24 protein-coding genes are annotated in these 23,283 nt (G+C 63.7%); 9 read left to right on the top strand and 15 right to left on the bottom strand.

Features of this window, described 5'->3' with window-relative positions; genetic code table 11:
• Nucleotides 1-11: 11 nt before the first annotated feature.
• Complete coding sequence (locus CK230_RS11690) at nt 12-371, top strand: tRNA-binding protein (RefSeq protein WP_095817302.1); 360 nt, start codon at nt 12-14, stop codon at nt 369-371.
• 125 nt (nt 372-496) lie between these two features.
• Nucleotides 497-1,009: a hypothetical protein gene (locus CK230_RS11695; RefSeq protein ID WP_176480076.1), complete on the top strand. Its 513-nt coding sequence runs from the start codon at nt 497-499 to the stop codon at nt 1,007-1,009.
• A gap of 43 nt (nt 1,010-1,052) precedes the next feature.
• Here the strand turns inward: CK230_RS11695 and CK230_RS11700 are convergent, their stop codons facing one another.
• From CK230_RS11700 to CK230_RS11715, 4 genes are all read right to left on the bottom strand, one after another.
• Entirely contained in the window at nt 1,053-2,075 is a 1,023-nt protein-coding gene (locus CK230_RS11700; RefSeq protein ID WP_095817506.1) for a glycosyltransferase family 1 protein, read from the bottom strand.
• 243 nt (nt 2,076-2,318) lie between these two features.
• Entirely contained in the window at nt 2,319-3,734 is a 1,416-nt protein-coding gene (locus CK230_RS11705; RefSeq protein ID WP_095817304.1) for an ATP-binding protein, read from the bottom strand.
• 52 nt (nt 3,735-3,786) lie between these two features.
• Nucleotides 3,787-4,506: a response regulator transcription factor gene (locus CK230_RS11710; RefSeq protein ID WP_040989639.1), complete on the bottom strand. Its 720-nt coding sequence runs from the start codon at nt 4,504-4,506 to the stop codon at nt 3,787-3,789.
• Entirely contained in the window at nt 4,493-5,020 is a 528-nt protein-coding gene (locus CK230_RS11715) for a MarR family transcriptional regulator (RefSeq protein WP_042647466.1), read from the bottom strand. Before CK230_RS11715 ends, CK230_RS11710 begins: the two co-directional genes overlap by 14 nt.
• Nucleotides 5,021-5,280: 260 nt before the next feature.
• On the opposite strand from CK230_RS11715, the gene CK230_RS11720 reads away from it, so the two are divergent.
• The 3 genes from CK230_RS11720 (at nt 5,281) to CK230_RS11730 (ending at nt 7,435) form a co-directional block, all read left to right on the top strand.
• Complete coding sequence (locus tag CK230_RS11720; RefSeq protein WP_095817306.1) at nt 5,281-6,174, top strand: branched-chain amino acid aminotransferase; 894 nt, start codon at nt 5,281-5,283, stop codon at nt 6,172-6,174.
• Between the two features lie 146 nt (nt 6,175-6,320).
• Nucleotides 6,321-6,629 (top strand): hypothetical protein, encoded by a 309-nt coding sequence (locus CK230_RS11725; RefSeq protein ID WP_095817307.1) that lies wholly within the window; start codon nt 6,321-6,323, stop codon nt 6,627-6,629.
• Between the two features lie 164 nt (nt 6,630-6,793).
• Entirely contained in the window at nt 6,794-7,435 is a 642-nt protein-coding gene (locus CK230_RS11730; RefSeq protein ID WP_095817308.1) for an MBL fold metallo-hydrolase, read from the top strand.
• Nucleotides 7,436-7,723: 288 nt separating this feature from the next.
• On the opposite strand, the gene CK230_RS11735 is transcribed toward CK230_RS11730, so the two are convergent.
• The 3 genes from CK230_RS11735 to CK230_RS11745 form a co-directional block, all read right to left on the bottom strand.
• Entirely contained in the window at nt 7,724-8,134 is a 411-nt protein-coding gene (locus tag CK230_RS11735) for a BA14K family protein (protein WP_095817309.1), read from the bottom strand.
• Between the two features lie 214 nt (nt 8,135-8,348).
• Nucleotides 8,349-8,561 carry a cold-shock protein gene (locus CK230_RS11740; protein ID WP_006202521.1) on the bottom strand — a complete coding sequence of 71 codons (213 nt, stop codon included), beginning with the start codon at nt 8,559-8,561 and terminating at the stop codon, nt 8,349-8,351.
• 238 nt (nt 8,562-8,799) lie between these two features.
• The gene (locus tag CK230_RS11745) at nt 8,800-9,012 is read right to left on the bottom strand and encodes a cold-shock protein (RefSeq protein WP_006202520.1); all 213 of its coding nucleotides are present in this window, start codon (nt 9,010-9,012) and stop codon (nt 8,800-8,802) included.
• A 450-nt stretch (nt 9,013-9,462) separates the two neighbouring features.
• On the opposite strand from CK230_RS11745, the gene CK230_RS11750 reads away from it, so the two are divergent.
• Together CK230_RS11750 and CK230_RS11755 are read left to right on the top strand one after the other, a co-directional pair.
• Nucleotides 9,463-9,849 (top strand): Kazal-type serine protease inhibitor domain-containing protein, encoded by a 387-nt coding sequence (locus tag CK230_RS11750; protein ID WP_095817310.1) that lies wholly within the window; start codon nt 9,463-9,465, stop codon nt 9,847-9,849.
• Between the two features lie 198 nt (nt 9,850-10,047).
• Nucleotides 10,048-11,682 (top strand): tetratricopeptide repeat-containing sulfotransferase family protein, encoded by a 1,635-nt coding sequence (locus CK230_RS11755; RefSeq protein ID WP_095817311.1) that lies wholly within the window; start codon nt 10,048-10,050, stop codon nt 11,680-11,682.
• Between the two features lie 266 nt (nt 11,683-11,948).
• Here the strand turns inward: CK230_RS11755 and CK230_RS11760 are convergent, their stop codons facing one another.
• From CK230_RS11760 to CK230_RS11790, 7 genes are all read right to left on the bottom strand, one after another.
• Nucleotides 11,949-12,302: a DUF1428 family protein gene (locus CK230_RS11760; protein ID WP_042640215.1), complete on the bottom strand. Its 354-nt coding sequence runs from the start codon at nt 12,300-12,302 to the stop codon at nt 11,949-11,951.
• Between the two features lie 192 nt (nt 12,303-12,494).
• Nucleotides 12,495-12,911 carry a glyoxalase/bleomycin resistance/extradiol dioxygenase family protein gene (locus CK230_RS11765; RefSeq protein ID WP_095817312.1) on the bottom strand — a complete coding sequence of 139 codons (417 nt, stop codon included), beginning with the start codon at nt 12,909-12,911 and terminating at the stop codon, nt 12,495-12,497.
• Nucleotides 12,912-13,059: 148 nt separating this feature from the next.
• A complete protein-coding gene (locus CK230_RS11770) occupies nt 13,060-13,242 on the bottom strand; it encodes a hypothetical protein (protein WP_095817313.1) in 183 nt (60 codons plus the stop codon).
• A 92-nt stretch (nt 13,243-13,334) separates the two neighbouring features.
• Entirely contained in the window at nt 13,335-13,724 is a 390-nt protein-coding gene (locus CK230_RS11775; protein WP_095817314.1) for a nuclear transport factor 2 family protein, read from the bottom strand.
• A gap of 102 nt (nt 13,725-13,826) precedes the next feature.
• Complete coding sequence (locus tag CK230_RS11780) at nt 13,827-15,353, bottom strand: ABC-F family ATP-binding cassette domain-containing protein (protein WP_095817315.1); 1,527 nt, start codon at nt 15,351-15,353, stop codon at nt 13,827-13,829.
• A 461-nt stretch (nt 15,354-15,814) separates the two neighbouring features.
• Entirely contained in the window at nt 15,815-18,910 is a 3,096-nt protein-coding gene (gene uvrB / locus CK230_RS11785; RefSeq protein WP_095817316.1) for an excinuclease ABC subunit UvrB, read from the bottom strand.
• A 325-nt stretch (nt 18,911-19,235) separates the two neighbouring features.
• Entirely contained in the window at nt 19,236-20,486 is a 1,251-nt protein-coding gene (locus CK230_RS11790; protein WP_245429886.1) for a hypothetical protein, read from the bottom strand.
• A 156-nt stretch (nt 20,487-20,642) separates the two neighbouring features.
• Here CK230_RS11790 and CK230_RS11795 point away from each other — a divergent pair, with 156 nt between their 5' ends.
• Nucleotides 20,643-21,686 (top strand): CapA family protein, encoded by a 1,044-nt coding sequence (locus CK230_RS11795; protein WP_095817318.1) that lies wholly within the window; start codon nt 20,643-20,645, stop codon nt 21,684-21,686.
• Between the two features lie 81 nt (nt 21,687-21,767).
• Nucleotides 21,768-22,739, top strand: coding sequence for a DUF3137 domain-containing protein (locus CK230_RS11800; protein ID WP_095817319.1), 972 nt, complete (start codon nt 21,768-21,770; stop codon nt 22,737-22,739).
• A gap of 8 nt (nt 22,740-22,747) precedes the next feature.
• On the opposite strand, the gene CK230_RS11805 is transcribed toward CK230_RS11800, so the two are convergent.
• A complete protein-coding gene (locus CK230_RS11805) occupies nt 22,748-23,230 on the bottom strand; it encodes a DUF2314 domain-containing protein (protein WP_095817320.1) in 483 nt (160 codons plus the stop codon).
• Between the last annotated feature and the right edge of the window lie 53 nt (nt 23,231-23,283).

Below are 23,283 nucleotides of genomic sequence, written 5' to 3' on the forward strand. Positions count from 1 at the left end.
CACAACTACCGATGAGTTCGAGCAGCGAGCGCAAGCCCGAAATCAGCTTTGCCGATTTCGACCGTGTCGACATCCGTGCCGGCACGATTGTCGAGGCCGAGCCGTTTCCGGAGGCGCGCAAGCCGGCAATCAAGCTGAAGATCGATTTTGGCCCGGCGATCGGAGTGAAGAAGTCGTCGGCGCAGATCACCAAATACTATGCGCCGGAAACCCTTGTCGGCCGCCAGGTCTTCGCGGTGGTCAATTTCGCGCCGCGCCAGATCGGCCGGTTCATGTCGGAAGTGCTGACGCTCGGCTTTCCGGATGAAGAGGGCGCGGTGGTGCTCGGCGCCATCGAGCGCAAGGTGCCGGATGGCGGGCGCCTGTTTTAGACGGCAGTATTGCCGCTATGCCTGACCCGACACACGCTCACTGCTTCCTTCCTGGCACCGACTCAATCAGAGCGCCGCTCGTTCTGCTGCATGGGTCTAGCGGCAACGAATTCGATCTCATGCCCTTGGCTAGTGAACTGGCACCGGAGGCGGCGAAGCTCGGCATCCGCGGCACGGTTGCCACGGACAGGGGATATGCCTTCTTCCATCGTTTTCCAGATCGCCGGGTGAATGAGGCGGATATTGCCGACAGGGCGCCTGGTTTGGCGGAATTTATCGACGTGGCCTGCGGCCGCTACAGCTTTGACAGACGACCCATAGCCATCGGCTTTTCCAACGGTGCGATCATGGCAGCAGCCCTGCTGTTGACCCGTCCTGACCTGTTTGCGGCGACGGTGCTGTTTCGCCCCCTCTCTCCGTTCACTCACGATCTCCCGCATCGCTTGAACAGGACGCCGGTACTGATCATTGACGGAGACAGGGACAGCCGCAGATCTCCTGGCGATGGCTTGCGACTCGCTGAGCGGTTGGTTGGTGCCGGGGCGCTCGTCACCCATCACGTACTGCCGGTCGGCCACTCGATCACCGCCGAGGACAGGCGCATTGCCGGCGAGTGGCTTCAGCCGATAATAGGTTGAACAATTGGGTGACAGCAGCCCAACGCTCTGCGGGTGTCAGGGATCAGGCGGCCAGCTTGCGCGTCCTTCCCAGCGCTTCGTCGACCACGTCGAGGAACATCTCGGCGCAGGCCTTCCAGCTGTAGCGCATCGCGCGTTGGCGCGCTTCGGCGCGATCGACGTGAAGCGCCTTCATCGCCGCCTCGCCCAGATCGTTCGACACAGCCCCGCCGACACCGTCGCCGACAATGTCGATCGGTCCGGTCACCGGATAGGCGGCGACCGGCGTTCCGCTGGCCAGCGCCTCGATGATGACGTTGCCGAACGTGTCGGTGCGGCTCGGGAAGACGAAGGCGTCGGCCGACGCGTAGATCTCGGCCAGCTCGTCGTTCGGGCGGTGGCCGAGAAAATGCGCATTGGGATAGCGCGCCTTGAGCTTTGCCAGTTCTGGACCTTCACCGACGATCACCTTGCTGCCGGGCAGGTCGAGATCGAGGAAGGCGGTCAGGTTCTTCTCGATCGCGACGCGGCCGACGCATAGGAAGACCGGGCGCGGGAATCCGGTTTCCTTGCGCTTGTCGGGCCGGAAATGGTCGGTGTCGACGCCGCGCGTCCAAGGCCTCAGCTTGTTGAAGCCGCGCGCCGCGAGATCGTCCGCCAGCGATTGCGTGGCGACAAGCGTGCCCTGTCCGGCGTTGTGGAAGTCGCGCAGCCAGTTGTAGGCCCAGCTTTCCGGCACCGGCAGGCGGGCGCTGAGATATTCGGGAAAGCGCGTATGGTAGCTGGTGGTGAAGGGGCGGCTGGCCTTGCGACAGTAGCGGCGCGCCATGATGCCCAGCGGACCTTCGGTGACGATGTGGATATGGTCGGCCTTGGCGGCCTCGATCCGGCGAGCGACACGACCCGGCGTCGTCAGTGCCAGCCGGATGTCGGGATAGGTCGGCATCGGCAAGGTGCGAAAGAGGTTCGGCGTCAGGAAGTCGAGCTCGACGTCGAAGGGCTTCAGCGCCTCGGTGAGGCGTTCGAGCGTGTGCACCACGCCGTTGACCTGCGGCCGCCAAGCGTCGGTGACCATCAGGATGCGCATGGCGATCCCGATACGCGTGGCGATCCCGATACGCATGACGGCCCTTTGCCGCAATAGTTCCTGGGCGCGCCGGCGCGGTGCCGGAACGGCAGCCAGGCGGCAGCTCGTGCCTCGCTCCAGCGCACCCGGGCAGGGGCGGGATCGAAGCGGGGCGGCAGGGCCGAATCAACAAGGGTCGCGCGCTTCATGCGCGCTCTTCACCATGATTTCATGACGGGCGGATGAAGCCTGCCTTGGCTCTGCTTACGCAGGCACCTTGATCACGGCTCGCAGGCCGCCGAGCGGGCTGTCCTCGAGGCTGATGTCGCCGCCATGGCTGCGGGCGATGTCGCGGGCGATCGACAGGCCAAGTCCGGTGCCGCTGGCGTCCAGGTTGCGCGCCTCGTCCAGTCGCAGGAATGGCTTGAACACCTCTTCACGCTTGTCGGGCGCGATGCCCGGCCCATTGTCGTCGATGGTGACGGTGAGCGAGCCATGGCCGTGGTTGGCGTGGACCTCGACGGCCTTGGCATAGCGGAACGCATTGCCGATGACGTTCGAAAGCAAACGCGCAAAGGCGTTCGGCCGCACATGCACGGTCGGGTCGCCGGTCAGCGTCGTCGTGAGCTTGCAGCCACGCAATTGCGCCTCCTCGCCGAGCTTCTGGAAATAGGTTTCGAGGTCGAAGCGTCCGGCGTCCTCCGCGGACTCGCCGCGGGCAAAAGCGAGATAGCCTTCCAGCATCGACTGCATGTCGTCGATGTCCTGGTTGAGCGCGGCCTTGGTGTCGGCCTTGCCGCCGGCCAGCGCGAGCTGCAGCTTGAAGCGGGTAAGGATGGTCCTGAGATCGTGGCTGACGCCGGTCAGCATCGCGGTGCGCTGCTCGATCTGGCGTTCGATACGCTCACGCATCTGGATGAAGGCGAAGCCGGCGCGACGGACTTCCTCGGCGCCGCGCGGGCGGAAATCGCGCGGCATCGGCCGGCCCTTGCCAAAGCTCTCGGCGGCTTCAGCGAGCGTCAGGATGGGCCTTATCTGGTTGCGCAGGAAAGGAACGGCGATCATCAGCAGCACCAGCGAGGTGCCGACCATCCAGATCAGGAAGATGTGCGTGTTGGAGGCATAGGCCTGGCTGCGCCGCACGAAGACGCGCAGCACCTTGCCTTCCAGCTGGACGCGGACCTCGACGACATTGGAGTTGCCGACCGTATCGATCCAGAAGGGGCGATTGATCTGCCTGGTGATCTCCGACGATAGCGCGGTGTCGAGGATCGAGAAGAATGGCTTCGGCCCGGGGGCGGGCAGCGGGTCGGGCGGCAGAAGGTCGACCTTCAGCTGCATGCGGTCCTGGGCGATGCGGATGATGTTGGCGTAGTCGGCGTCGTGCGGGTAGGTCTCCATCATGTCGATGATGGCGGCGATGTCCGCGATCGTCGCCTGCGACAGACGCTGGGTGACCGTCTGCCAGTGGCGCTCCATGAAGACGAAGGCGACCACCGACTGCAGCAGGATCATCGGCGCGATCACGATGATCAGCGAGCGGGCGTAGAGCCGCTTCGGCATATAGAGCGCGACCAGGCGCCAGAACCGGTTCCAGGCGCGCGGCATCGCCCTCAGCGTCCGCAGCGCGAGATCGCCGGGGCCGCCTCCTTCAGGCTGTTCCAGTTGCGTGGTCGCCATTCGCCCTTCCGCTCGTCGATGGCCTGTTCAGCAAAGGGCCTTCGACGGTAATTTATTCGACGCTGAGCCGATACCCAATACCGCGCACCGTCTGCAGCCACACCGGATTGGACGGATCGCGCTCGATCTTGCGGCGCAGCCGGTTGATCTGCACGTCGATGGTGCGCTCGCCGACATCCGATTCATCGCCCACCAGCTCATGGCGCGGTATGGTCTCGCCCGCTCGCGCGGCGAAGATCGCGAGGATCTCCTGCTCGCGGTCCGTCAGCTTAAGCGCCTCGCCGCCCCGCTTCAATTCGCGCTTGGCGATCTGGAACGTATAGGGCCCGAAAACCAGTTGTTCCACCTTCGGCGTCGCAGCCGGGCCGCCTCGGCGCAGGATGTTGTTGATGCGCAGGATCAGCTCGCGCGGATCGAACGGCTTCGGCAGGTAATCATCGGCGCCGGCTTCCAGCCCGGTGATACGGCTGTCGGTCTCGGACAGCGCCGTCAGCATCAGGATCGGCACATTCTTCTCGGCCCGCAGCGCCTTGGTGAGGTCGACGCCGGTTTCCCCAGGCATCATGACATCGAGCACCAGTAGGTCGAAGTCGAGGCCGGCGAGCTTGCGCCTGGCCTCGCCGGAATTGCCGGCGACGGTGACGCGAAATCCATTCTCGGACAGATACTGCTTGAGCAGGTTGCGGATACGCGTGTCGTCATCGACAACAAGAAGATGCGGCGCGTCATCGTCGGGCGCGGCCGGATGATCGACCTTCTCAATGGTCTCCATGGTTCTTCCCCGATGTTTGCGCAGGCACAATGTCGATCTGCGCTCTTAGTTCCGGATTGACCATCGCTTCCAGGAAACGCTCGATCGTGGCGCGCTCGGTGGCTCCGGAATCCTCCAATGCCGCACGGATGCGGCGCGACTGTGGCCGCGCCAGCGCCAAGGCCAGCGCGCGGCCCTTGGCGGTCGGGTAGAGCTCGCGCTGCCGGCGGTCGCGCGGCCCCTGCACCTGGACGATATGATCGGTATCGATCAGCTGCTTCAAAACCCGCGCAAGGCTCTGCTTGGTGATCTTCAGCACATCGAGCAGCTCGGCGACGGTCAGGCCCGGCCTGCGGTTGACGAAGTGCAGCACACGGTGATGGGCGCGGCCGAAGCCGTAGTCGGCAAGGATCTGGTCCGGGTCGGAGGTGAAATCGCGATAGGCGAAGAAGAACAGTTCGATGATGGCGAAGTCGATGCCGTCCTCATCGGCGATCGCCGTCCTGATCGGTTTTCCGGCTGCGGGGCTCGTCATCATTTCTCCATGCGAGGCGGGAATTATGTCAGTACTATTGACGTAATTTCCGGGCAATGATAATTTTTGACAAGCTTTTCGGCGGATTGCGAACGAAAAGGCAAGAGGAAGCCGTTTTTCCGGAACTTCCTGAGTTTGCCACGAATTGAATATCCGCCTACGCTTTCAAGCACTGGCCAGCGTTTCGGATCCTGTGACAGGGCCGGCATGAAGGCTATAAAACACAACGATTTGCGGGCGCCCGCCCGCGGGAGGTTTCCATGGCATCCGTTCCCTTCGATCAACTGGACGGCTTCATCTGGATGAACGGCGAGTTCGTCAAATGGGCCGACGCCAAGATCCATGTGCTGACCCATGGCCTGCACTATGCCAGTGCCGTCTTTGAGGGCGAGCGCGCCTATGGCGGCCAGATCTTCAAGCTGACCGAGCATAATGAGCGTCTGCATGAATCGGCACGCCTCTTGGGCTTCAAGATCCCCTATCCGGTCGCGGAGATCGACGAGGCCTGCCGGACGCTTTTGAAGAAGCAGGGCTTCCAGGATGCCTATGTGCGCCCGATCGCCTGGCGCGGCAGTGAGCAGATGGGCGTCTCGGCGCAGAACAATCGCATCAATTGCGCCATCGCCATCTGGCAGTGGCCGAGCTATTTCGACCCCGCGCAGAAACTCAAGGGCATCCGTCTCGATGTCGCCGAATGGCGCCGGCCCGATCCGCGCACCGCGCCGTCCAAGTCCAAGGCCGCCGGCCTCTACATGATCTGCACGCTGTCCAAGCATGCCGCCGAGGCCAAGGGCTATGCCGACGCCATGATGCTCGACTGGCGTGGCCAGGTGGCGGAAGCCACCGGCGCCAACATCTTCTTCGTCAAGGACGGCAAGATCCATACGCCGACACCCGACTGTTTTCTCGACGGCATCACCCGCCGCACGGTGATCGGCCTGGCCAAGGACCGCGGCTTCGAAGTGATCGAGCGCGCCATCATGCCGGAAGAGCTCGAAGGTTTCGAGCAATGCTTCCTGACCGGTACCGCGGCCGAGGTGACGCCGGTTTCGGAGATCGGCCCATACCGATTCGAGGTTGGCGAGATCGCCAAGACGTTGATGAACGACTATTCTGCTGCAGTGCAACCAAAGCATGCGATCGCCGCAGAATAGCGATAGTCACAGCTTTTTTGTGCAATAGGGGCGGTTTTCGGGCCGCCCTTTTTATTTAAGCTTTCATGCATTTGACTTTCGAACGGTTCGGCGTCTCATGATGGCGTCGGCCCTTGGAGGCAGGCGGCTATGGAGGGACTAGTTACATGGACAGCAACACGATTATTCAGATCGTTGTACAGGTAATTGCCGGCGTTATCGGCGGCCAGGCGGTTGGCGCGGCGCTGAAGCAGGCGGCGATGGGCCAGCTTACCAAAATCCTCAGTGGCGCGATCGGCGGCGTCGGCGGTGCGGCCATCCTTGGCAGTCTGCTGGGCGGCGGTGGTGTCGACGCGGCGGCCGCGGCGGGCGGAATCGGCAGCGCGCTCGATCTGAAGAACCTTCTCGGCGGCGTCGGCGGCGGCGCCATCCTGACCGGCATCATCGGCGCGGTCATGAACGCGATGAAGAAATAAGGCCTCTCGCTTCAGTTTTCCGATGGGCGGCTTCGGCCGCCCATTTTCGTTTCCAGGATATTTGCGCTGGCCGGCAGTGGACGGCGTTTGCCCGCCTGTCTACATCAGGGCGATAACAGGAGCGGTTCAGCCTTTTCCTGGAATTGCTTCGAGAAAGGAAAGCCATGGGTCAGCTCAATGCCGGCATCGTGCCGGTCACGCCGTTCCAGCAGAACTGCACCATTTTGTTCGACATGGACGACAAGAACGGCGTTGTCGTCGATCCCGGCGGCGATATTGACCAGGTGCTCAAGGCGCTGAAGGACAATGCCATCAAGGCCGGCGCGATCTGGATCACGCATGGCCATATCGACCATGCCGGCGGCGCCATGGAACTGAAAGAGGCGCTCGGCATCGACATCATCGGCCCGCACGAGGCCGACAGGCCGCTGCTTGCCAATCTCGAGAACCAGGCCAAGCGCTTCGGCCTGACCGATCCGGTGCGCAATTGCGTGCCGGACCGCTTCCTCACCGAAGGCGAGACGGTGTCCTTCGGCAATCACGTGTTCGAAGTGCTGCATTGCCCAGGGCACGCGCCGGGCCATGTCGTCTACTACAACCGCGCGGCCAAATTCGCGCATGTCGGCGACGTGCTGTTCCGCGGCTCAATCGGCCGCACCGATCTGCCCGGCGGCGACCACGCCGCGCTGATCGCCTCGATCAAGGACAAGCTGCTGCCGCTTGGCGACGATATCGGCTTCATCTGCGGCCATGGCCCGGGCAGCCGCTTTGGCGACGAGCGGCGGAGCAATCCGTTCCTGACCTAGGTTATGCTGATATTCAGGTGATGCCGGCCTGCGAGCGGCAGTTTCCTGCGCTTCCGGTGCTCACGTACCCAAAAGTACGCTCCGCTCCGGCCTTCGCCGGCCGAAGCCCTCATAGGTGTCTCCGCTATATGAAGGCTACGGTCGGCGTAGGCCGGTTCTCGGAACCTACCGCTCTCGACTCGGCCTGACCCGAATCTCAGCACAACCTGCCCAGTGGCGAGTGGCCAGGCCAGAAACAAAAAGCGCCGCTTGAGGCGGCGCTTTGCTTAGCGCAGGGAACCCTAAATATTAATTGGCGACGCAGAAATGCTGGTCGCCGTCGCTGCCGGTGAAGGTGCCGGTCCGCGAATTGAAGGTGCGATAGCGGTCCGAGCAATATTCGTACCAGGCCCTGGTCCACGGCTCGGCATAGCGGTCGGCATAGACGACGCGCGGCTGCACGTAGTAGCGGCGCACCGGCCGGGCGACATAGTAGTCGTCACCATAGGCCGGTTCGTAATAGCGCGGCCCGGGGTTGCTGAGCGCGCTGCCGATTAGGGCGCCGGCCGCGAGGCCGACAACGCCGGCAGCAAGAGCGTCGTCGCCATGATGGCGATGATGGTGCCAGCGCCAGTCATCGGCATTGGCCGCCGAGAAGGTGGCCAGGGTGGTCGCGGCGATGCCTGCGGTCAGGATGGCGGTCTTGAGAAAACGGTTCATCTTCGGTCTCCTTCGCGCCGGCCCGCGCATTTTCGGGATGCGAACCGGCTTTAGCAAAGGTTAATAGAAGACCGTGGCTGAACGGAGGCTGAACGGAAATCGGCGTAATCGATTTTTTCGAGGCCAGTTATTTTTCGAAAGTCAGGGCACAACCCGTTTCCGGGCGGGAGCGGTCCCGCCTGAAAATCCTCCGTCGGATCCGTCGTGAGCCGGCTTAGCCGATCGACAGATTGACGGCCTTCGGACCCTTGCCGCGCTTGTCCGGCTCGGTGTCGAATGTCACTTTCTGCCCATCCTCAAGACCGGGAAGGCCCGACGCCTGCACAGCCGAAATGTGGACGAAGACATCCTTCGCGCCATCGTCGGGCGTGATGAAGCCGAAGCCCTTGGCATGGTTGAAGAATTTGACGGTGCCGGTCTGCGGCATGGGAAACTCCTTTGATCCCATCAAGTCAAGTCTCGGGCCGGCAAATTGCCCGAGAGGAAATTTGTCCTTTATTTTAGCGCTATCGGCAAGAGAAAGTTTTCGCCTGCCGATCCAAGGATTTGCGCGCAAAAAAGGCGCGACGGTTCGGTCGCGCCTTCGCAATTTCGAGCCTGTCCAAAAGCCCGTTTATGATCCTGCCGCATCATTGCATCCGCAAGGACAGGCGGTTGCGCGCCGATCAGGCGGCGCGCAGGTTGACCGCCTTCGGGCCTTTGCCCATGCGGTCCGGCTCGACGTCGAAGGTGACCTTCTGGCCGTCGACCAGCGTGCGCAGGCCGGATGCCTCGATGGCGGAAATGTGGACGAACACGTCCTTGGCGCCGCCGTCCGGCGTGATGAAGCCGAAGCCTTTGGTGGCGTTGAAGAACTTTACGGTACCGGTCTGGGCCATTGGGGAAACTCCTTCACCCGTGTCAGTCTTTGTGGTTTGCCCGCTGCCTCGCGCCTTGGGCAAATCCCGGTGGTTGCTTCGGCGGTCATGCATTCGCGCATGGTCAAACCCCCCGCCGAAAAACGGGGCTGTCAGAGATTCACACTTATCGGGGAAAGGTCGTCCAAAACGTTCCGCTCTCCGGGTCGCAAATGCCCGAACGGGGAAATTTATTACACGGAAACGTGATGGTTGCAAGACGACGGTCGCGGGCGGCCTGCGGCGCGTCCAACGCTGGGCCTCGATAGACCCCGTGCCGGCATGGGTCATCGGCCAGAGAGGAGCCAAGCATGGGCCAGAGCGAGGCTGCCGGCCAAGGGCCTGGCGGGCACTACAAACGGTGGTTGCGTTCGCCGCGGGGAATGCGAGGATATCGCGCGTTGGCGTGGGGCGCCGGACGGAGGAGGACACATGCGCTTGGTGGCGATCTCTCGGCAGGGCCCGGTCATTTTCATTCTCGCGGCGTTGCTCGCGGCCTGTACCGTGGTGGTCGACGATGGGCCCAGGCCGCGCCCGCCCAGGCCGCATCCGCAACTCTGCACCATGCAGTACCAGCCGGTCTGCGCTCGGCGCGGCGGCGACCGCCAGACCTTCGCCAATGCCTGCCTGGCTGAAAGGGAAGGGTACCGCATCATGCGTGACGGTCCTTGCCGCGACGGGGGTGGCGGCGAGCAGACATTCTGCACACGCGAATACGCCCCGGTCTGCGCCAGGCGCCAAGGGCAAGTGCGCACCTTCCCGAATGCATGCGAGGCCCGCGCGGCGGACTACCGCGTGGTAGGCGACGGGCCGTGCTGAGAAGCAACGCCGTGTCCGTCTCAACAGGCGGGTGTAGACACAGCAACGCGCGTGGTGTTGCTTGGCCTTGAATCTCTTGCCCGCATGGCTTAGGTCCGGCGGACCAACGAACACGGCAGGTTTCCCATTAACAGAGATCAAAGAAGAGCGGCAAATGCGGGCGGCAAGCCGGGAACGGCCAGCCCGCTCGATCCCTATGTGCAGCGCGCGCTGCAACTGCACCAGGCCGGGCGCCGTCAGGAAGCCGAGGCGCTCTATCGGCAGGTCCTGGGGCAGCAGCCGAAGCATGCCGCCGCTTTGCACTTCCTAGGACTGCTGCTGCACCAGACCGGCCGCAGCGAGGAGGGGCTCGAGCTCATCGAACAGTCGGTGACGCTGCAGCCCGGGAATGCCGACTTCCTCAACAATATGGGCACGGTCATGCGCGACCTCGGTCGGGTCGCCGCCGCGGTCGATTTCTTTCGCGGCGCGGTGGATATCAAGCCAGACCAACTGGCGGCGCGCGACAATCTCGGCTCGTCGCTGAAGCAGCTCGGCCAGTTCGACGCCGCCGAGGAGATCTATCGCGGCACGATCGGCCGCAACCCGTTCCATGTCCGCGCCCGCATCGGGCTTGCGGAAACGCTGCAGGAGGCCGGGCGACTGGATGAGGCGATCGCCCTGTTCCGCGAATCCTTGTCGATCCGGCCGAAGGACGCCGAGCTGCTTTACGGGCTGGGCGTGGCCATGATGGAGAAGGGCAAGCTTGGCGAAGCCGCCGATCTTGCCCGACAGGCGGTGGCGGTTGTTCCCGGCATGGCCAAGGCCTGGCTGCTTTTGACCCAGGTCAAGCGCCAGACCGAACGCGACAAGGAGCTTTCCGGCATGGAGGCCGAGCATGCCAAGGCGCCGCAGGGCAGCCTGGCGCGCATGCAGCTTTCCTTCGGTCTCGGCAAGGTCCATGACGACCTCAAGGACTATGGCCGCGCCTTCGACTATTTCGCCGAGGGCAATGCCATCCGCCGCCAGGGCATCGACTACGATCCGGTCCGCACGCGCGGTGAATTCGAGGCGATGAAGGCGGCCTTCGACAAGGCCTTCTTCGAAAAGCACCGGACAGGCGATATTTCGGACGATACGCCGATCTTCGTCGTCGGCATGCCGCGTTCCGGCACCACGCTGGTCGAGCAGATCATCGCCAGCCATCCGCAAGTCTATGGCGCCGGCGAGTTGAGCATCCTGAAGACGGCCGTCGGCAAGCAGTTTCCGATGGGCATGCCGGGCGGCTTTCCCGCCGGGATCGCCGATATGCCCGACAAGGCTTTCGCCGAGGCGGGCCAGGCGTATCTCGACATGCTGCATAGCCGCTATCCGGGCTACCGCCATGTCACCGACAAGATGCCGGGCAACTTCATGCTGGTCGGCTTCCTGCACATGATGCTGCCGAAGGCCAAGATCGTGCATTGCGCCCGCGACGCGGCCGCCACCTGCCTGTCGATCTTCAAGGTGCATTTCCGCGGCGACAGCCACCGCTATGGCTACGATCTCGGCGAGCTCGCGGATTTCCATAACCTTTACACCGACATCATGGCGCATTGGCACAAGGTGCTGCCGGGCGTCGTGCACGATGTGCGCTATGAGGATTTCGTGTCCGACCAGGAAGGGCAGACGCGGGCGCTGATGGCGTGTCTCGGCCTGCCGTGGGACGACAAGGTCCTGTCCTTCCACGAGACGGACCGGCCGGTCCGCACGGCATCGGCGGCGCAGGTGCGCCAGCCGATGTATCAGGGCTCGGTGGATCTGTGGAAGCGGTATGGGGACAGGCTGAAGCCGCTGCTGGACAAGCTGGGCTGATATCGAGGTGAGGCCGGCCTGCGAACGGCGGTTCCCTGCGCTTCACCGTTTGATGCCGCTTCTCGCCTTCGTCATCCACGGGCGAAGCGGACGCGTAGACCCGAGGATCCATTCCGTGACTCGGACGAAGGGTAAGGCGGCGCAGAACAGAGATCGTTCTGCACCGCGGTGACACACTCATAGGTAACGGAATGGATCCTATGGTCTGCGCCGCGTCGCTTCGCTCCTTGCTTCGCCATAGGATGACGAAGCGAAGGGCCGTGCCCCTACAGCTCGATAAATGGCTGGAAGCCGCCGAAGATCATGCGCTTGCCGTCGAACGGCATGGCGGACCAGTCCATCTTGAGACGCTCATCGGCCATCACCTTGGCCATGACGGCGTCGCGGCTCTGTCTGGATTCGTAGACGACCCAGGCGAAGATGACGATCTCGTCGTCCTTCGCCTGCACGGCACGCGGGAACGAGGTCAGCTCGCCATAGGGCACGTCGTCGCCGATGCATTCGACATAGGAGAGCGCGCCGTGCTCCATCCATATCGGGCCCGCGGTGTTGGCCAGCTTCTTGTAGTCATCGAGATTTGCCTTCGGCACGGCAATCACGAAACCGTCGACATAGGACATGATGAAACTCCTTGGTTGGGCGCGGCTTTCCCTTCTCCCATGCGGGAGAAGGTGGATCGGCGCGCGGCGCCGAGACGCATGAGGAGTGCTCCAGCCTGGCGCCAAGCTACCCCTCACCCGGATTGCCAGCCGATTTGCGAAGAGCAAATCGGGGCAATCCGACCTCTCCCACAGGGGGGAGAGGTGGACGGCTCACTTCACCGGCGCGTTCATCGCCCAGCCGATGCCGAAGGGGTCCTTCACCTGGCCCCAGCGGTCGCCCCAGAACATCACCTGCAGCGGAGTGACGACCTCGCAGCCGGCATCGACCGCGCGCTTCCACCAGGCATCGATGTCGTCGCTGCCGAGATGGAGCTGCAGTGTATAGCCTTGCGCCGCCTGGTGCGGGTGGCCGTGTTCCGGATAGGCATCGCCCAGCATCAGCGTCGAGCCGTTGACGTAGAGATGGATGTGCATGGTGCGGCCCTGATCGTCCGGCGGATAGGCGAACACTTCCTCCGCGCCAAAGGCCTTCTTGTAGAATTCGGCGGCCTTGATGGCGCCGTCGACCTGCAAGTAGGGGGTCAATCCGCCAAGAACCTTGGCGCGGGGCGGGGTCTGATCGTTCATATTCGTGTTCCTCTTCACGGGGTTCGACCTGGCTTGCGGCCCAAGGACGGACGAAGCGGCGGCGATCCTACATACCTCCAGAAATTCTTTTTAAGCGCCTCGCCTTGCAGCCCCGCGGCCGCAAGGCAATCGCATCGAAAGCATCATTTTATATCACCTTCGCCGAGAAGGTGGTGTCGCGGCGGCTTTCCCGCGTTTCGAAAATCTCCGGAAAGCCGATGTCCTTGCGCAGCTCCGCAGGCAGCGACAGCAGGATGCGCTCGCTGCGGTGACGAGCGCGCGCCTCGGCATACCGGTTGGCGAGGCGGCCGATGGACGACAGTACCGACATGATAATTCTCCCTGGTTGATGCCGGCATCATCGTGTCGGCATCCCAAGGACGAGGCGGCAATCGGCGATCCGACAGATCGCTCCAATCTTTTTCAGAACACCGATGCCGCCAGCGCGGTGTCGTAATATTCCACCATCTCGATGATCTCGCCGTCGCGCACCGTCCAGAAATTGGCGGTGCGCATGATGAACTCCTCGCCCGTGGTGCGGCGCGTCATGTGTATCTCGACCTGCGCGGCAACCTTGTCGCCACCATCGATGATCTCGACCGGGACAAAGTGGCGGTATTCGAAGTCATGGTCGAGCGCCAGCAGCCTGGAGAGGAATTCCTGCTTGCCGTGCGCGGTGCCGGCATGACGCGATTGCCGGGGATCGGCAATCCAGCGGAACACGACATCCTCGGCGCACCGCGCCAGGGCGCCCTCGATGTCGCGGTCCGCATAGGCTTTGTAGAGATTGCTGACGATTTCCACCGCACGCATGGCCCGTTCCCTCCATGGCTGAGCAATTCAAGATGCTCCTTTTTTAGCAAATGGAAAAGTATCGCCGGGCCGGCGGTGACGGCCCGGCGGGTGTATAGCCTCTCAGTTCAGCGTTTCGGCGACGGAGCGGAAGAACGCTTCCGGGTCGTCGACTTCGGTCAGCCGTCGCTTCTCGATCAGCCAGAAGCGGTTGCCGACGGCGCGGATGAAGGAGCGGTCGTGCGAGGCAAGCAGACAGCTTGCCTGATGCTTCAGCAACTCGTCCTCCAATGCTTCCTGGCCATCGATGTCGAGATGGTTGGTCGGCTCGTCGAGCAGATAGAAATTGGGATGGATCAGCCGGAGCACCAGCATCATCAGCCTCGCCTTCTGTCCGCCGGACAGAACGCCGATCTTCCGCTCCTGCATTTCGACGGCAACGCCGGCGCCGGCGAGCAGCGAACGGGCGCGGTGATCGCCGATCTCGAACTGGCGCGAGAGCATCGCCAGCGGCGTGTCGTCGCCATCGATGCCCGACAGCGCCTGGTCGCTGTAGCCGAGCACAGTCGACGGCGTCACCTTGATGTTCGCGATCGAGCCCGGTTCGGCAATGGCGTTGCGGATCATGGCGATAAAGCGCGTCTTGCCGACGCCGTTGCGGCCGAGCAGCACGATGCGATCGTCCTGGCAGATATGGCGCTTGCCGGTCCTGAACAGCAGCGTGCCGTCAGGCGTTTCGACCGCCGCGTCCTCCAGCGTGATCAGCACCTTGGCGTGGGTGCCGCGGTTGGCGAGCCTGATCGCGCCGGCCGAGCGCTCACGATGAGCTTGTACTGCGGCATCCTCGAGCTTCTCGGCCCGTTCCTTCAATTGCTTGGTCTTCACCGTCAACAGGTCGCTGCCTGAATTGATGCCGATGTTGTTCAGCTTGGCGGCCTGCTTGCGCAACTGCTGAGCAATCTTCATGTCGCGCTCGAACTTGCGCGCCGTCGAGGCGTCGAGCTCGTCGAGCGCCTGCCTGGCACGCGAATAGGGCAGAGCGAACACCGGTGAGTCCTCCGGACGCAGGAACAGCGTGCGGTTGGTGGTGGCGTCGAGGAACGCGCGGTCATGGCTGGCGATGATCACGGGCACGTCGCGCGGCAGCGCGTTGAGCCAGTCCTCCAACTGGCTGATCCTGGCGAGGTCGAGATGATTGGTCGGCTCGTCGAGCAGGAGCACGTCCGGATCGGCGACCCAGACGCGGGCGATCAGCGCCAGCCGCTGCCAGCCGCCGCTCAAGCCGCGCATCGGCCGGCCGCGCATGTCTTCCGGCACGTCGAGCGAATCCAGCACCACGTCGACCCGCCACAGCTCGCTGTCGCGCTGTTCCGCCGGCAAGGCATCGGCGACGACGTCATGGAAGCTGCGATCGAGCAGCGCCTCGGGAACAGATTGCTCGACATGGCCGACGCGCAGGCCGCGCGAGCGGGTGATGTCGCCGGAGGTGGGTTCGAACTCGCCGGCCAAGCATTTGAGCAAGGTGGACTTGCCTCGGCCATTGGCCGCGACGATGCCGAGCCGGTCGCCCTCGCCGATGGTGAGATCGAGATTGGAAAATAGTGGCGCACTCATGGTGACGCCGAGGGATTTGAGGCTGATCAAGGCCATGTCGATTTCTCTGGTCTTGCCGGAAAGTCCAGCTGATGCACTTTGACGGCGCGCCGGCTGATCAACGGATCAGCTTAGCGGCACCACGAAGGGCAGACCAAAAAATCGAAACGGGAAGAACCCGGACCGTCTGGTCAGCCCTGCAAGCAAGCTCGCAGGGCACAAATCGGGCCACGCTGACGATGGTGATCGATAAACACGCAGCCCTCCTTTCCAGAGTTCAAGTTGGGAGATTGGGTACACTGGGGGAAGGGCGGATGGCAAGGGGGCGGTGGAGTACTTCCCTTCTCCCCTTGCGGGAGAAGGTGTCGCCGAAGGCGACGGATGAGGGGTGCTCCAGCTTGGCGTCGCCGGAGGAGACGGCAAGTTTGCTAGCCTCTCACTCCGCTGGAATACCCCTCATCCGTCTCGGCGCTGCGCGCCGATCCACCTTCTCCCACAAGGGGAGAAGGAAGAAGGCGCTACTGCCCAGGCCGGCCGGTCTTGCCCGGGCGCCGCTTTTGCCGGCGCTCGTCGGCCGGGTCCTCGTACGAACCGATGCCCGAACGTTGGCGAACGATCGGTTTGTCGTCGCGCTCTTCCGGCGTGGGACAAATCGGCTTTGGCTTCGCCGGCACTTTTCCCTCGACCGGCTTTTCCGTCCGCCGCACTGTCATCTCGTCGAGCGAGTTTTTCCTGAACAACGGCTTGGTGCGGTCGCCGGGAATGCCGAAGTCGGAGCCGTGCGCTTCCTGCGCAGACTGCTTCTTGAACAGCGAGCGCGATACCGCACCAGCCGGCGTCGCCATGTCCGTGCCGGGGCCCATGTCGTCGAGCGACGGCTTGGCGAAGAGCGGCTTCTTCACCGGCACGGCGCCGTCGGCGCCCATCTCGTCGAGATGCGGCTTGCGGAACAGGTTGGGCCGGGCAGCCTTGGCCGCTTCCTCGGCGGCGCGGGCTTCGTCGAGCCCGCGGAACCGCTCCTGTTCCTCGGCCGTGCGATGCCTGGCGACGCCCTTGTTGTGCTTGCCCTTCTCGCGGCCTGAAGCCGGACTTTGGCTTTCCACCTCGCGCGCCAGCGGGTCGTCGGAGATGGCAAGCTCCATCTCGCGCAGTCGCTTGATTTCGTCGCGGAAGTGCGCGGCCTTCTCGAAGTCGAGATTGGCAGCGGCATCGCGCATCTGTTTGTCCAGCGCCTCGAGATGGGTCTTCAAATTGTTGCCGATCATGGCGCCGGCGTCGTTGGTGAACTGCGAGATGTCGGCGCGGACGTGGTCCTTCTCGTAGACCGAGTCGAGAATGTCGGCGATGCGCGACTTGACCGATTCCGGCGTGATGCCGTTGGCGGCGTTCCATTCCATCTGCTTCTCGCGGCGGCGGTTGGTCTCCGCCATCGCGCGTTCCATCGAGCCGGTGATCTGGTCGGCGTACAGGATGACCTTTCCGTCGACATTGCGGGCGGCGCGGCCGATGGTCTGGATCAGCGAGGTTTCCGAGCGCAAAAAACCTTCCTTGTCGGCATCAAGGATGGCGACGAAGCCGCATTCAGGGATGTCGAGACCTTCGCGCAGAAGGTTGATGCCGACCAGCACGTCGAAGGCGCCGAGGCGCAGGTCGCGCAGGATCTCGATGCGTTCCAGCGTGTCGATGTCGGAATGCATGTAGCGGACGCGGATGCCATTCTCGTGCAGGTACTCCGTCAGGTCCTCGGCCATGCGCTTGGTCAGCACGGTCACCAGCGTGCGGTAGCCCAGCCTCGTCGTCTCGCGGATCTCGCCGACGACGTCGTCGACCTGGCTCTTGGCCGGACGCACCTCGACCGGCGGATCGATCAGCCCGGTCGGACGGATGACCTGCTCGGCGAAGACGCCGCCGGACTGCTCCATCTCCCAGCCGCCCGGCGTCGCCGAAACCGCGACCGAAAGCGGGCGCATGGCGTCCCATTCCTCGAAGCGCAGCGGCCGGTTGTCCATGCAGGAGGGAAGGCGGAAGCCGTATTCGGCCAACGTCGCTTTGCGGCGAAAGTCGCCGCGATACATGCCGCCGATCTGCGGCACGGTGACGTGGCTTTCGTCGATGAAGATCAGGGCGTTGTCGGGCACATATTCGAACAAAGTCGGCGGCGGCTCGCCCGGGGCCCGGCCGGTGAGATAGCGCGAATAGTTCTCGATGCCGGCGCAGGAGCCGGTCGCCTCCAGCATCTCCAGGTCGAAGCGCGTGCGCTGCTCAAGCCGCTGCGCCTCCAGCAATCGTCCAGCCTTTTCAAGCTCTTGCAGGCGATGCTTGAGTTCTTCCTTGATCGACTTGATGGCTTGATTCAAGGTCGGGCGCGGCGTCACATAGTGCGAGTTGGCGTAAATCTTGACGCTCTTCAGTTCGCCGGTCTTCTGCCCGGTCAGCGGATCGAATTCGGTGATGGACTCGATCTCGTCGCCGAACATCGAGATGCGCCAGGCGCGATCCTCGAGGTGGGCCGGAAAGATTTCGATCGTGTCGCCGCGCACGCGGAACGAGCCGCGCACGAAATTGATGTCCTGGCGTTTGTATTGCTGGGCGACGAGGTCGGCGAGGAGCGAGCGCTGGTCGAGCCGGTCGCCGACCTGCATCTGGAAGGTCATCGCCGTATAGGTCTCGACCGAGCCGATACCGTAGATGCAGGACACGGAAGCGACGATGATGACGTCGTCGCGCTCCAGCAGCGAACGCGTCGCCGAGTGGCGCATGCGGTCGATCTGCTCGTTGATCGAGGATTCCTTCTCGATATAGGTGTCGGTCCGGGGCACATACGCCTCCGGCTGGTAATAGTCGTAATAGGAGACGAAATACTCGACCGCGTTCTCGGGGAAGAATTTCTTGAACTCGGCGTAGAGCTGCGCGGCCAGCGTCTTGTTGGGCGCTAGGATCAGGGCAGGGCGCTGCGTCTCCTCGATCACCTTGGCCATGGTGAAGGTCTTGCCCGAGCCGGTGACGCCGAGCAGCACCTGAGTGCGGTCGTTCCGGTCGACGCCTTCGACGAGGTCCTTGATGGCGGTCGGCTGGTCGCCGGCCGGCTCGAAATCCGACACCATCTTGATGGCGATGCCGCCTTCCGACTTCTCCGGACGGGCCGGACGGTGCGGCGTCCAGAGCTGGCCGTCCTTGTGCAGCGGGTTGCCGGATTCGATCAGCGCCGACAGCGCCGCGACGGTCGCGGTAACGCCGCCGGACGAAACCGACTCCGCATCCTCCAGGCTGATGTCGAGGCCGGCGACCGGGTTGAGACCGGCGGCGGCGCGCTCCTTGGCCGAGGCCGCGCCGCCCATCGAGGTGCCGCGCGCGGTCCGCCCGGGCGCCGACGAGCGCTCGGGAATCTTCTTCGGGGCTTTCGCCTTCGGCTGCTTTTCCGCCTCGCGCTCGATCTGCCCGGCCCAATCGGAGATCGAGCCGGTCAGCGTCGCGCCGGTGAAGTCGGCCTGCGGCGCCTCGGCAAAGCCGCCGGGGTTCAACGGCTCGGCGGCGTCGAGGAAGTCGGTCAGCGGGCTGCGCCGCTTCGGCGCGCCGTCTTGCGAAGGCGTCTTCTTGTCAGGATGTCTGGCCATGGCCCGAATATGGGTGGACTCGGCCAAAATGGAAAGGGCCGAGTGAAAGGGCGCCGGCCGGGCGCGGATGCTGCTGACAGAAGGCTGTCAGGAGAGGCGTCATGATCCGCTGGGCGAGGCTAACACCGACCAGGTTGCTCGCCCCCCGCCAGAGGCGGGGGAGAGGTGTCCGCGGAGCGGACGGAGAGGGGGCTTCGTAAGGCGGAAGCCCTTCTCGTCGAGGCGCTTTCGACATCCGAACCGGCGCTCCCCTGCTCCGTCTCGGCTTCGCCGAGCCACCTCTCCCGACGTTCCGTGGGCGAGGAACCGAAGTCCTGCTAGGTCTTCAATTGAACCAGAGCGCGAACGTCAAAAACCCGGCGCCGCCGAACTCGCGCTGGATCTGGTCGAAATCGTCGCTGGTGAGGATCCTGCCGCTTTCGAGGTAAGGCGCGATGCCGGGGCCGGTGATCGACAGGACGAGGTCGAAAGGTTTCGGCTCGTCGAAGAAGCGCTTCATGTTGATGCCTTTGCCGGTGATGCGGAAATGCGGCAGCAGCGCGCGGCCTTCGAGAAGATCCTCGGCCACCGTCAGCGTGGCGAGCCAGGCAGTGACCTGCTCCTGGCCGACTGCGAGGCCGGTCAGGGGATTGGCACCCTTCTGCTGCGGCCCCGGCAGCCATTCGCGGTCATTGTCGGTCTCGGCCAGGATTGCTTTCCAGTCCTCACGCGACAGCCGGATCATCTCCAGGAGATGGCGTCGCGCGGCCTGCCGGCGTTCCGGCTCGATCACCGGCCAGTTGACGAGATGCACCAGCGAGATGAAGTCGGCGAAACGCCATTCCGAGGCGAACATGTTGCCGCTCATGCCACCGTCGAGCGGCACCAGCGCGTCCTGCAGTGGCAGTTTCGCGCGCGGGAACAGCATGTGGAACGAGCCGTCGAACATGGCCTTGAAATCATGCGCCAGCCAGAAATCGGCCTGCGCCATCAGGAACTCGGCATAGCCTTGCAGCCAGAAACCGTCGGCGCGATCGAAGCGGAAGGTGAGTGCAGGCGCGGCGTTGCCGGTGTCGATACTGCCGTGCGCGAGCGAGGCCATGATCGCGGCGAAGCTTTCGTCGGGCGCGATCGTGCCGTCTTCGTTGAGGTCGATACCGGCGCGGGTGAGGTCGACCTCGATGCCGATGTCGGCGTTGGCCGGGACTGAGCCCAGCGTGGCGGCGGATTTTTCGAGCCGGTCGCGGAAGGAGACCAGGATGGCACGGAATTCCTCATAGGTCAGCGGTTGCGGGTTGGGGTTGTCCGGCACAGGCAGCTGCATCAGCGGCAGCATGAAGGATTTCGGGCTCTCGAAGCCGTGGCGATGCAGACCGCCGGCGAGGACCTCCAGCGCGGTGAAGAATTCGCCGGCGCCGGCGGCGTAGGCCGAGGCCGGGTCCTTGGCCGCCGCCGCCTCCAGCGTCGATAGCGCTGTGTTCCGCTCGGCCACGCTCTTCGCCTCGAACAAAGACTTGGCTGCGTCCGGCATCTCCGCCCAGGCGAAGGACGCCGGCAGAAATGCAAACAAGGCTGCTGCAAGGATCACTCTACGCATCGTCATCGCCCTCCACATGCGTCTTGTCGCAAGCATACACGCATTGGGCTCGTGGCGTCCTCCGGTCCGTGCCGACTGGCAGGCGCGCTTTCACAATAGCGCCCGGCTTCAACCGGACGGGCAGACAGTCTAGAGAAAGCAAAACTGGACCTGCCCGTGTCGAATTATCCGCTTTCCTACAAGCTGTCCTGGCTGCCGCGCCTACTGAGACCGTCGCTTGGCGGCGACAGCAATGGTTTCGGTGCGTCCAAGGCGACGTTGATCGATCCGCCGCCGATGCGGACCGTGCGGCTGGCGTTCGTCGGCGACATTTCGGCGGTCGCCAATCGCGAAGCGCCGGAATGCGATCCGGCGATCTCCACGCTGCTTTCATCGGCCGACCTCGTGGTCGGCAATTGCGAAAGTCCGATCGTCGAGCGCCCACGCGCGGCGATGGGCACAAGGCTCGGCACGCATCACGCGATGAGCGAGCGTTTCCTGGCCGGTGCGCTTGCAGCCGCCGGCGTCGCGCGCGACAGGCTCATTCTGTCGCTGGCCAACAATCATGTGCTCGACCAGGGGATTGGCGGTTTCGAGGAAACGCTCGCGGCGCTCAGCCGGCTCGGGATCCGGACCATCGGCACGGCTGCCGACGGACCTGTCCAGCGTCATGCCGCCGGATCGCTGACGATCGGCTTTGCGGCCTTCACGCTCTGGCGTAACACCGGCGCCGCGCCATTTGAGGAACGTATCTCCGTGCGTGCCGCCGAATGGTCGCGCGAGGCTGCTTCCGACATCGACCTGCTTTGCGCGGTGCCGCATTGGGATTGGGAGTTCCGGCATTTTCCGAGGCCGGCGACGCGGGCGTTGGCGAAGCGGCTGGCGCATTCTGGCGCTCGGCTGATCGTCGGGCATCATGCCCATGTCGTGCAACCGGTCGAGCGCATCGGCGGCAGCGTCACCGCCTATGGGCTCGGCGATTTCCTCGGCACTGCCTTGGCTAGGCCACCATGGCCGGCACGCATCGGCTCGATATTCGTGGTCGATGTCAGCGCCGATCCCGCCACGCGCGGCATGATCGCCGCCTACCGGCAGCATTTCTTCATGCGGCTCCGAGCAGGCAATCACGAGCGGCTGGTGCCGGTGGAGGCGCTGGATGGCCCGCTCAAGCAAAGGGTTACGGCGCGGCTGGAGGCGATTTTTCCTGCTCTCGCGAACTAGTTGCCGATCGCCGCGGGCGCAGGCGACTTTCGCGCAAAAGCCGCTATCATAAGCCGATCTCAGCGGCGGCCGGGGGTGGCCATGGAAGCAGCGGATTTCATGCCGAGCGAGGCGGTGATCGCGGGCATCAGGCGCGGCATCGAGGAGTATGAGGCGAAACGGGCGTCGGTTCAGGGACAGGTCCGCTGGCGAGTGCCGGTGTTCGTCGGCCTGGTCGTCGTCTTCGTCGCGCTGATAGCCTGGCTGTTCAACGCCGCCGCCGATCCGCACGAGCAGTGGCTCTCGACGCCGCATGTCTTTCTCTATCTCGGCGGCATGATCGTCGCGGTGGTGCTCTATTTCCAGGCGCTGAGGCCGGCGACCCGGTTGCAGCAATCCTTCCGCGATACGCTGCTGCCGATGATCTTCGGCTTCGTGCGCGATGTCCGCTACCAGCATGGCGCGCGGCCGAACTCCTTCGACAGGATGCCGCGCGAAACGGTCGGCGCCTTCAACCGGCAGGGCTTCGACGACGTCATTTCGGGGCGCTACGAGGATTTTCCCTTCGAGCTCTATGAGGCGAAGCTCTGGGAGGGCTCCGGCAAGAGCGAGACGGTTGCCTTCAAGGGCGTCATCGTCGCCTTCGAGACCATCGAGCCGTTCCCGGGAACGCTGGTTGCGGCGCGCAAGGCCGGTAAGGTAGCGCACTTCTTTCGCGGCATGTTCGCCTCGAAGATGCAGGAACTGTCAACCGGCGTCGAAGACCTCGATGACACCTATGAATTCCGCACCGACAATGTCGAGGCGGCGCGGCCGCTGGTGACCGGCCGGATGGCGCAGGCTCTGACCTGGCTGCGCGAGACATGGCCCTACGACCAGGCGCGGGTAGCGCTCAGCGGCAGCGACGGCTTTCTGTTGATGCCGCGCTCGAAGAACTTTTTCGAGCTGCCGGATATTTCGCAACCGATCGACTACAACAGGCATGTTGCGCCGATGATCACCGATCTCGGCGCCATGCTGGCGACCGCGGCGCTGGTACGAAAGATTGGCGCGAGAGACGAAGCTGCCGACTAGACTAGGGTTCAGCAGTCGAAGCCGTATTGGGTACGCATGTAATCGGCCTCTTCCTTAGACATCTTCTTGAGCATCACGCAGACGGTGAAGCTGCCGACCTGATGACCGTTTTTGGTGTAGCCCCAGTCGGAGATATCGTCCCTGGTGAATTCGATGTTCTGGCCGAGCACGACGTTGCGGACGATTTCCGGCTCGTTCGCCAATATGCCGACGAAGCCCGTCTCGGTCCGCTTGAAAGGGATGACCCAGAAATGCTCCGTCGCATTTCCATCGGCGATCATCACTTTCAGCTTGAACTTGTCGGTACCCGGCGGCGGAGTGTCGGACAAAGCCAGGAATTCATCGAGGCTCGATCGCGCCTTGTCGATCGCCGCGGCCATTTCGGCGTCGTCGGAGGCGATCATCATCGCCTTGTCGTCGTTTTGCGCGCGAGCGTGCAAGGGAGCGAGCGCTAGCAGCAGGCATAGCGCGATACGAATGGCAATTGTCATGACACCCCCCGGCCAAGGCCAATATCCTTGCGCATTATCTTCGGGCAATGTGT

It is taken from the genome of Mesorhizobium sp. WSM3859, from assembly GCF_002295065.1.
In the GTDB taxonomy this organism is placed as follows: domain Bacteria; phylum Pseudomonadota; class Alphaproteobacteria; order Rhizobiales; family Rhizobiaceae; genus Mesorhizobium.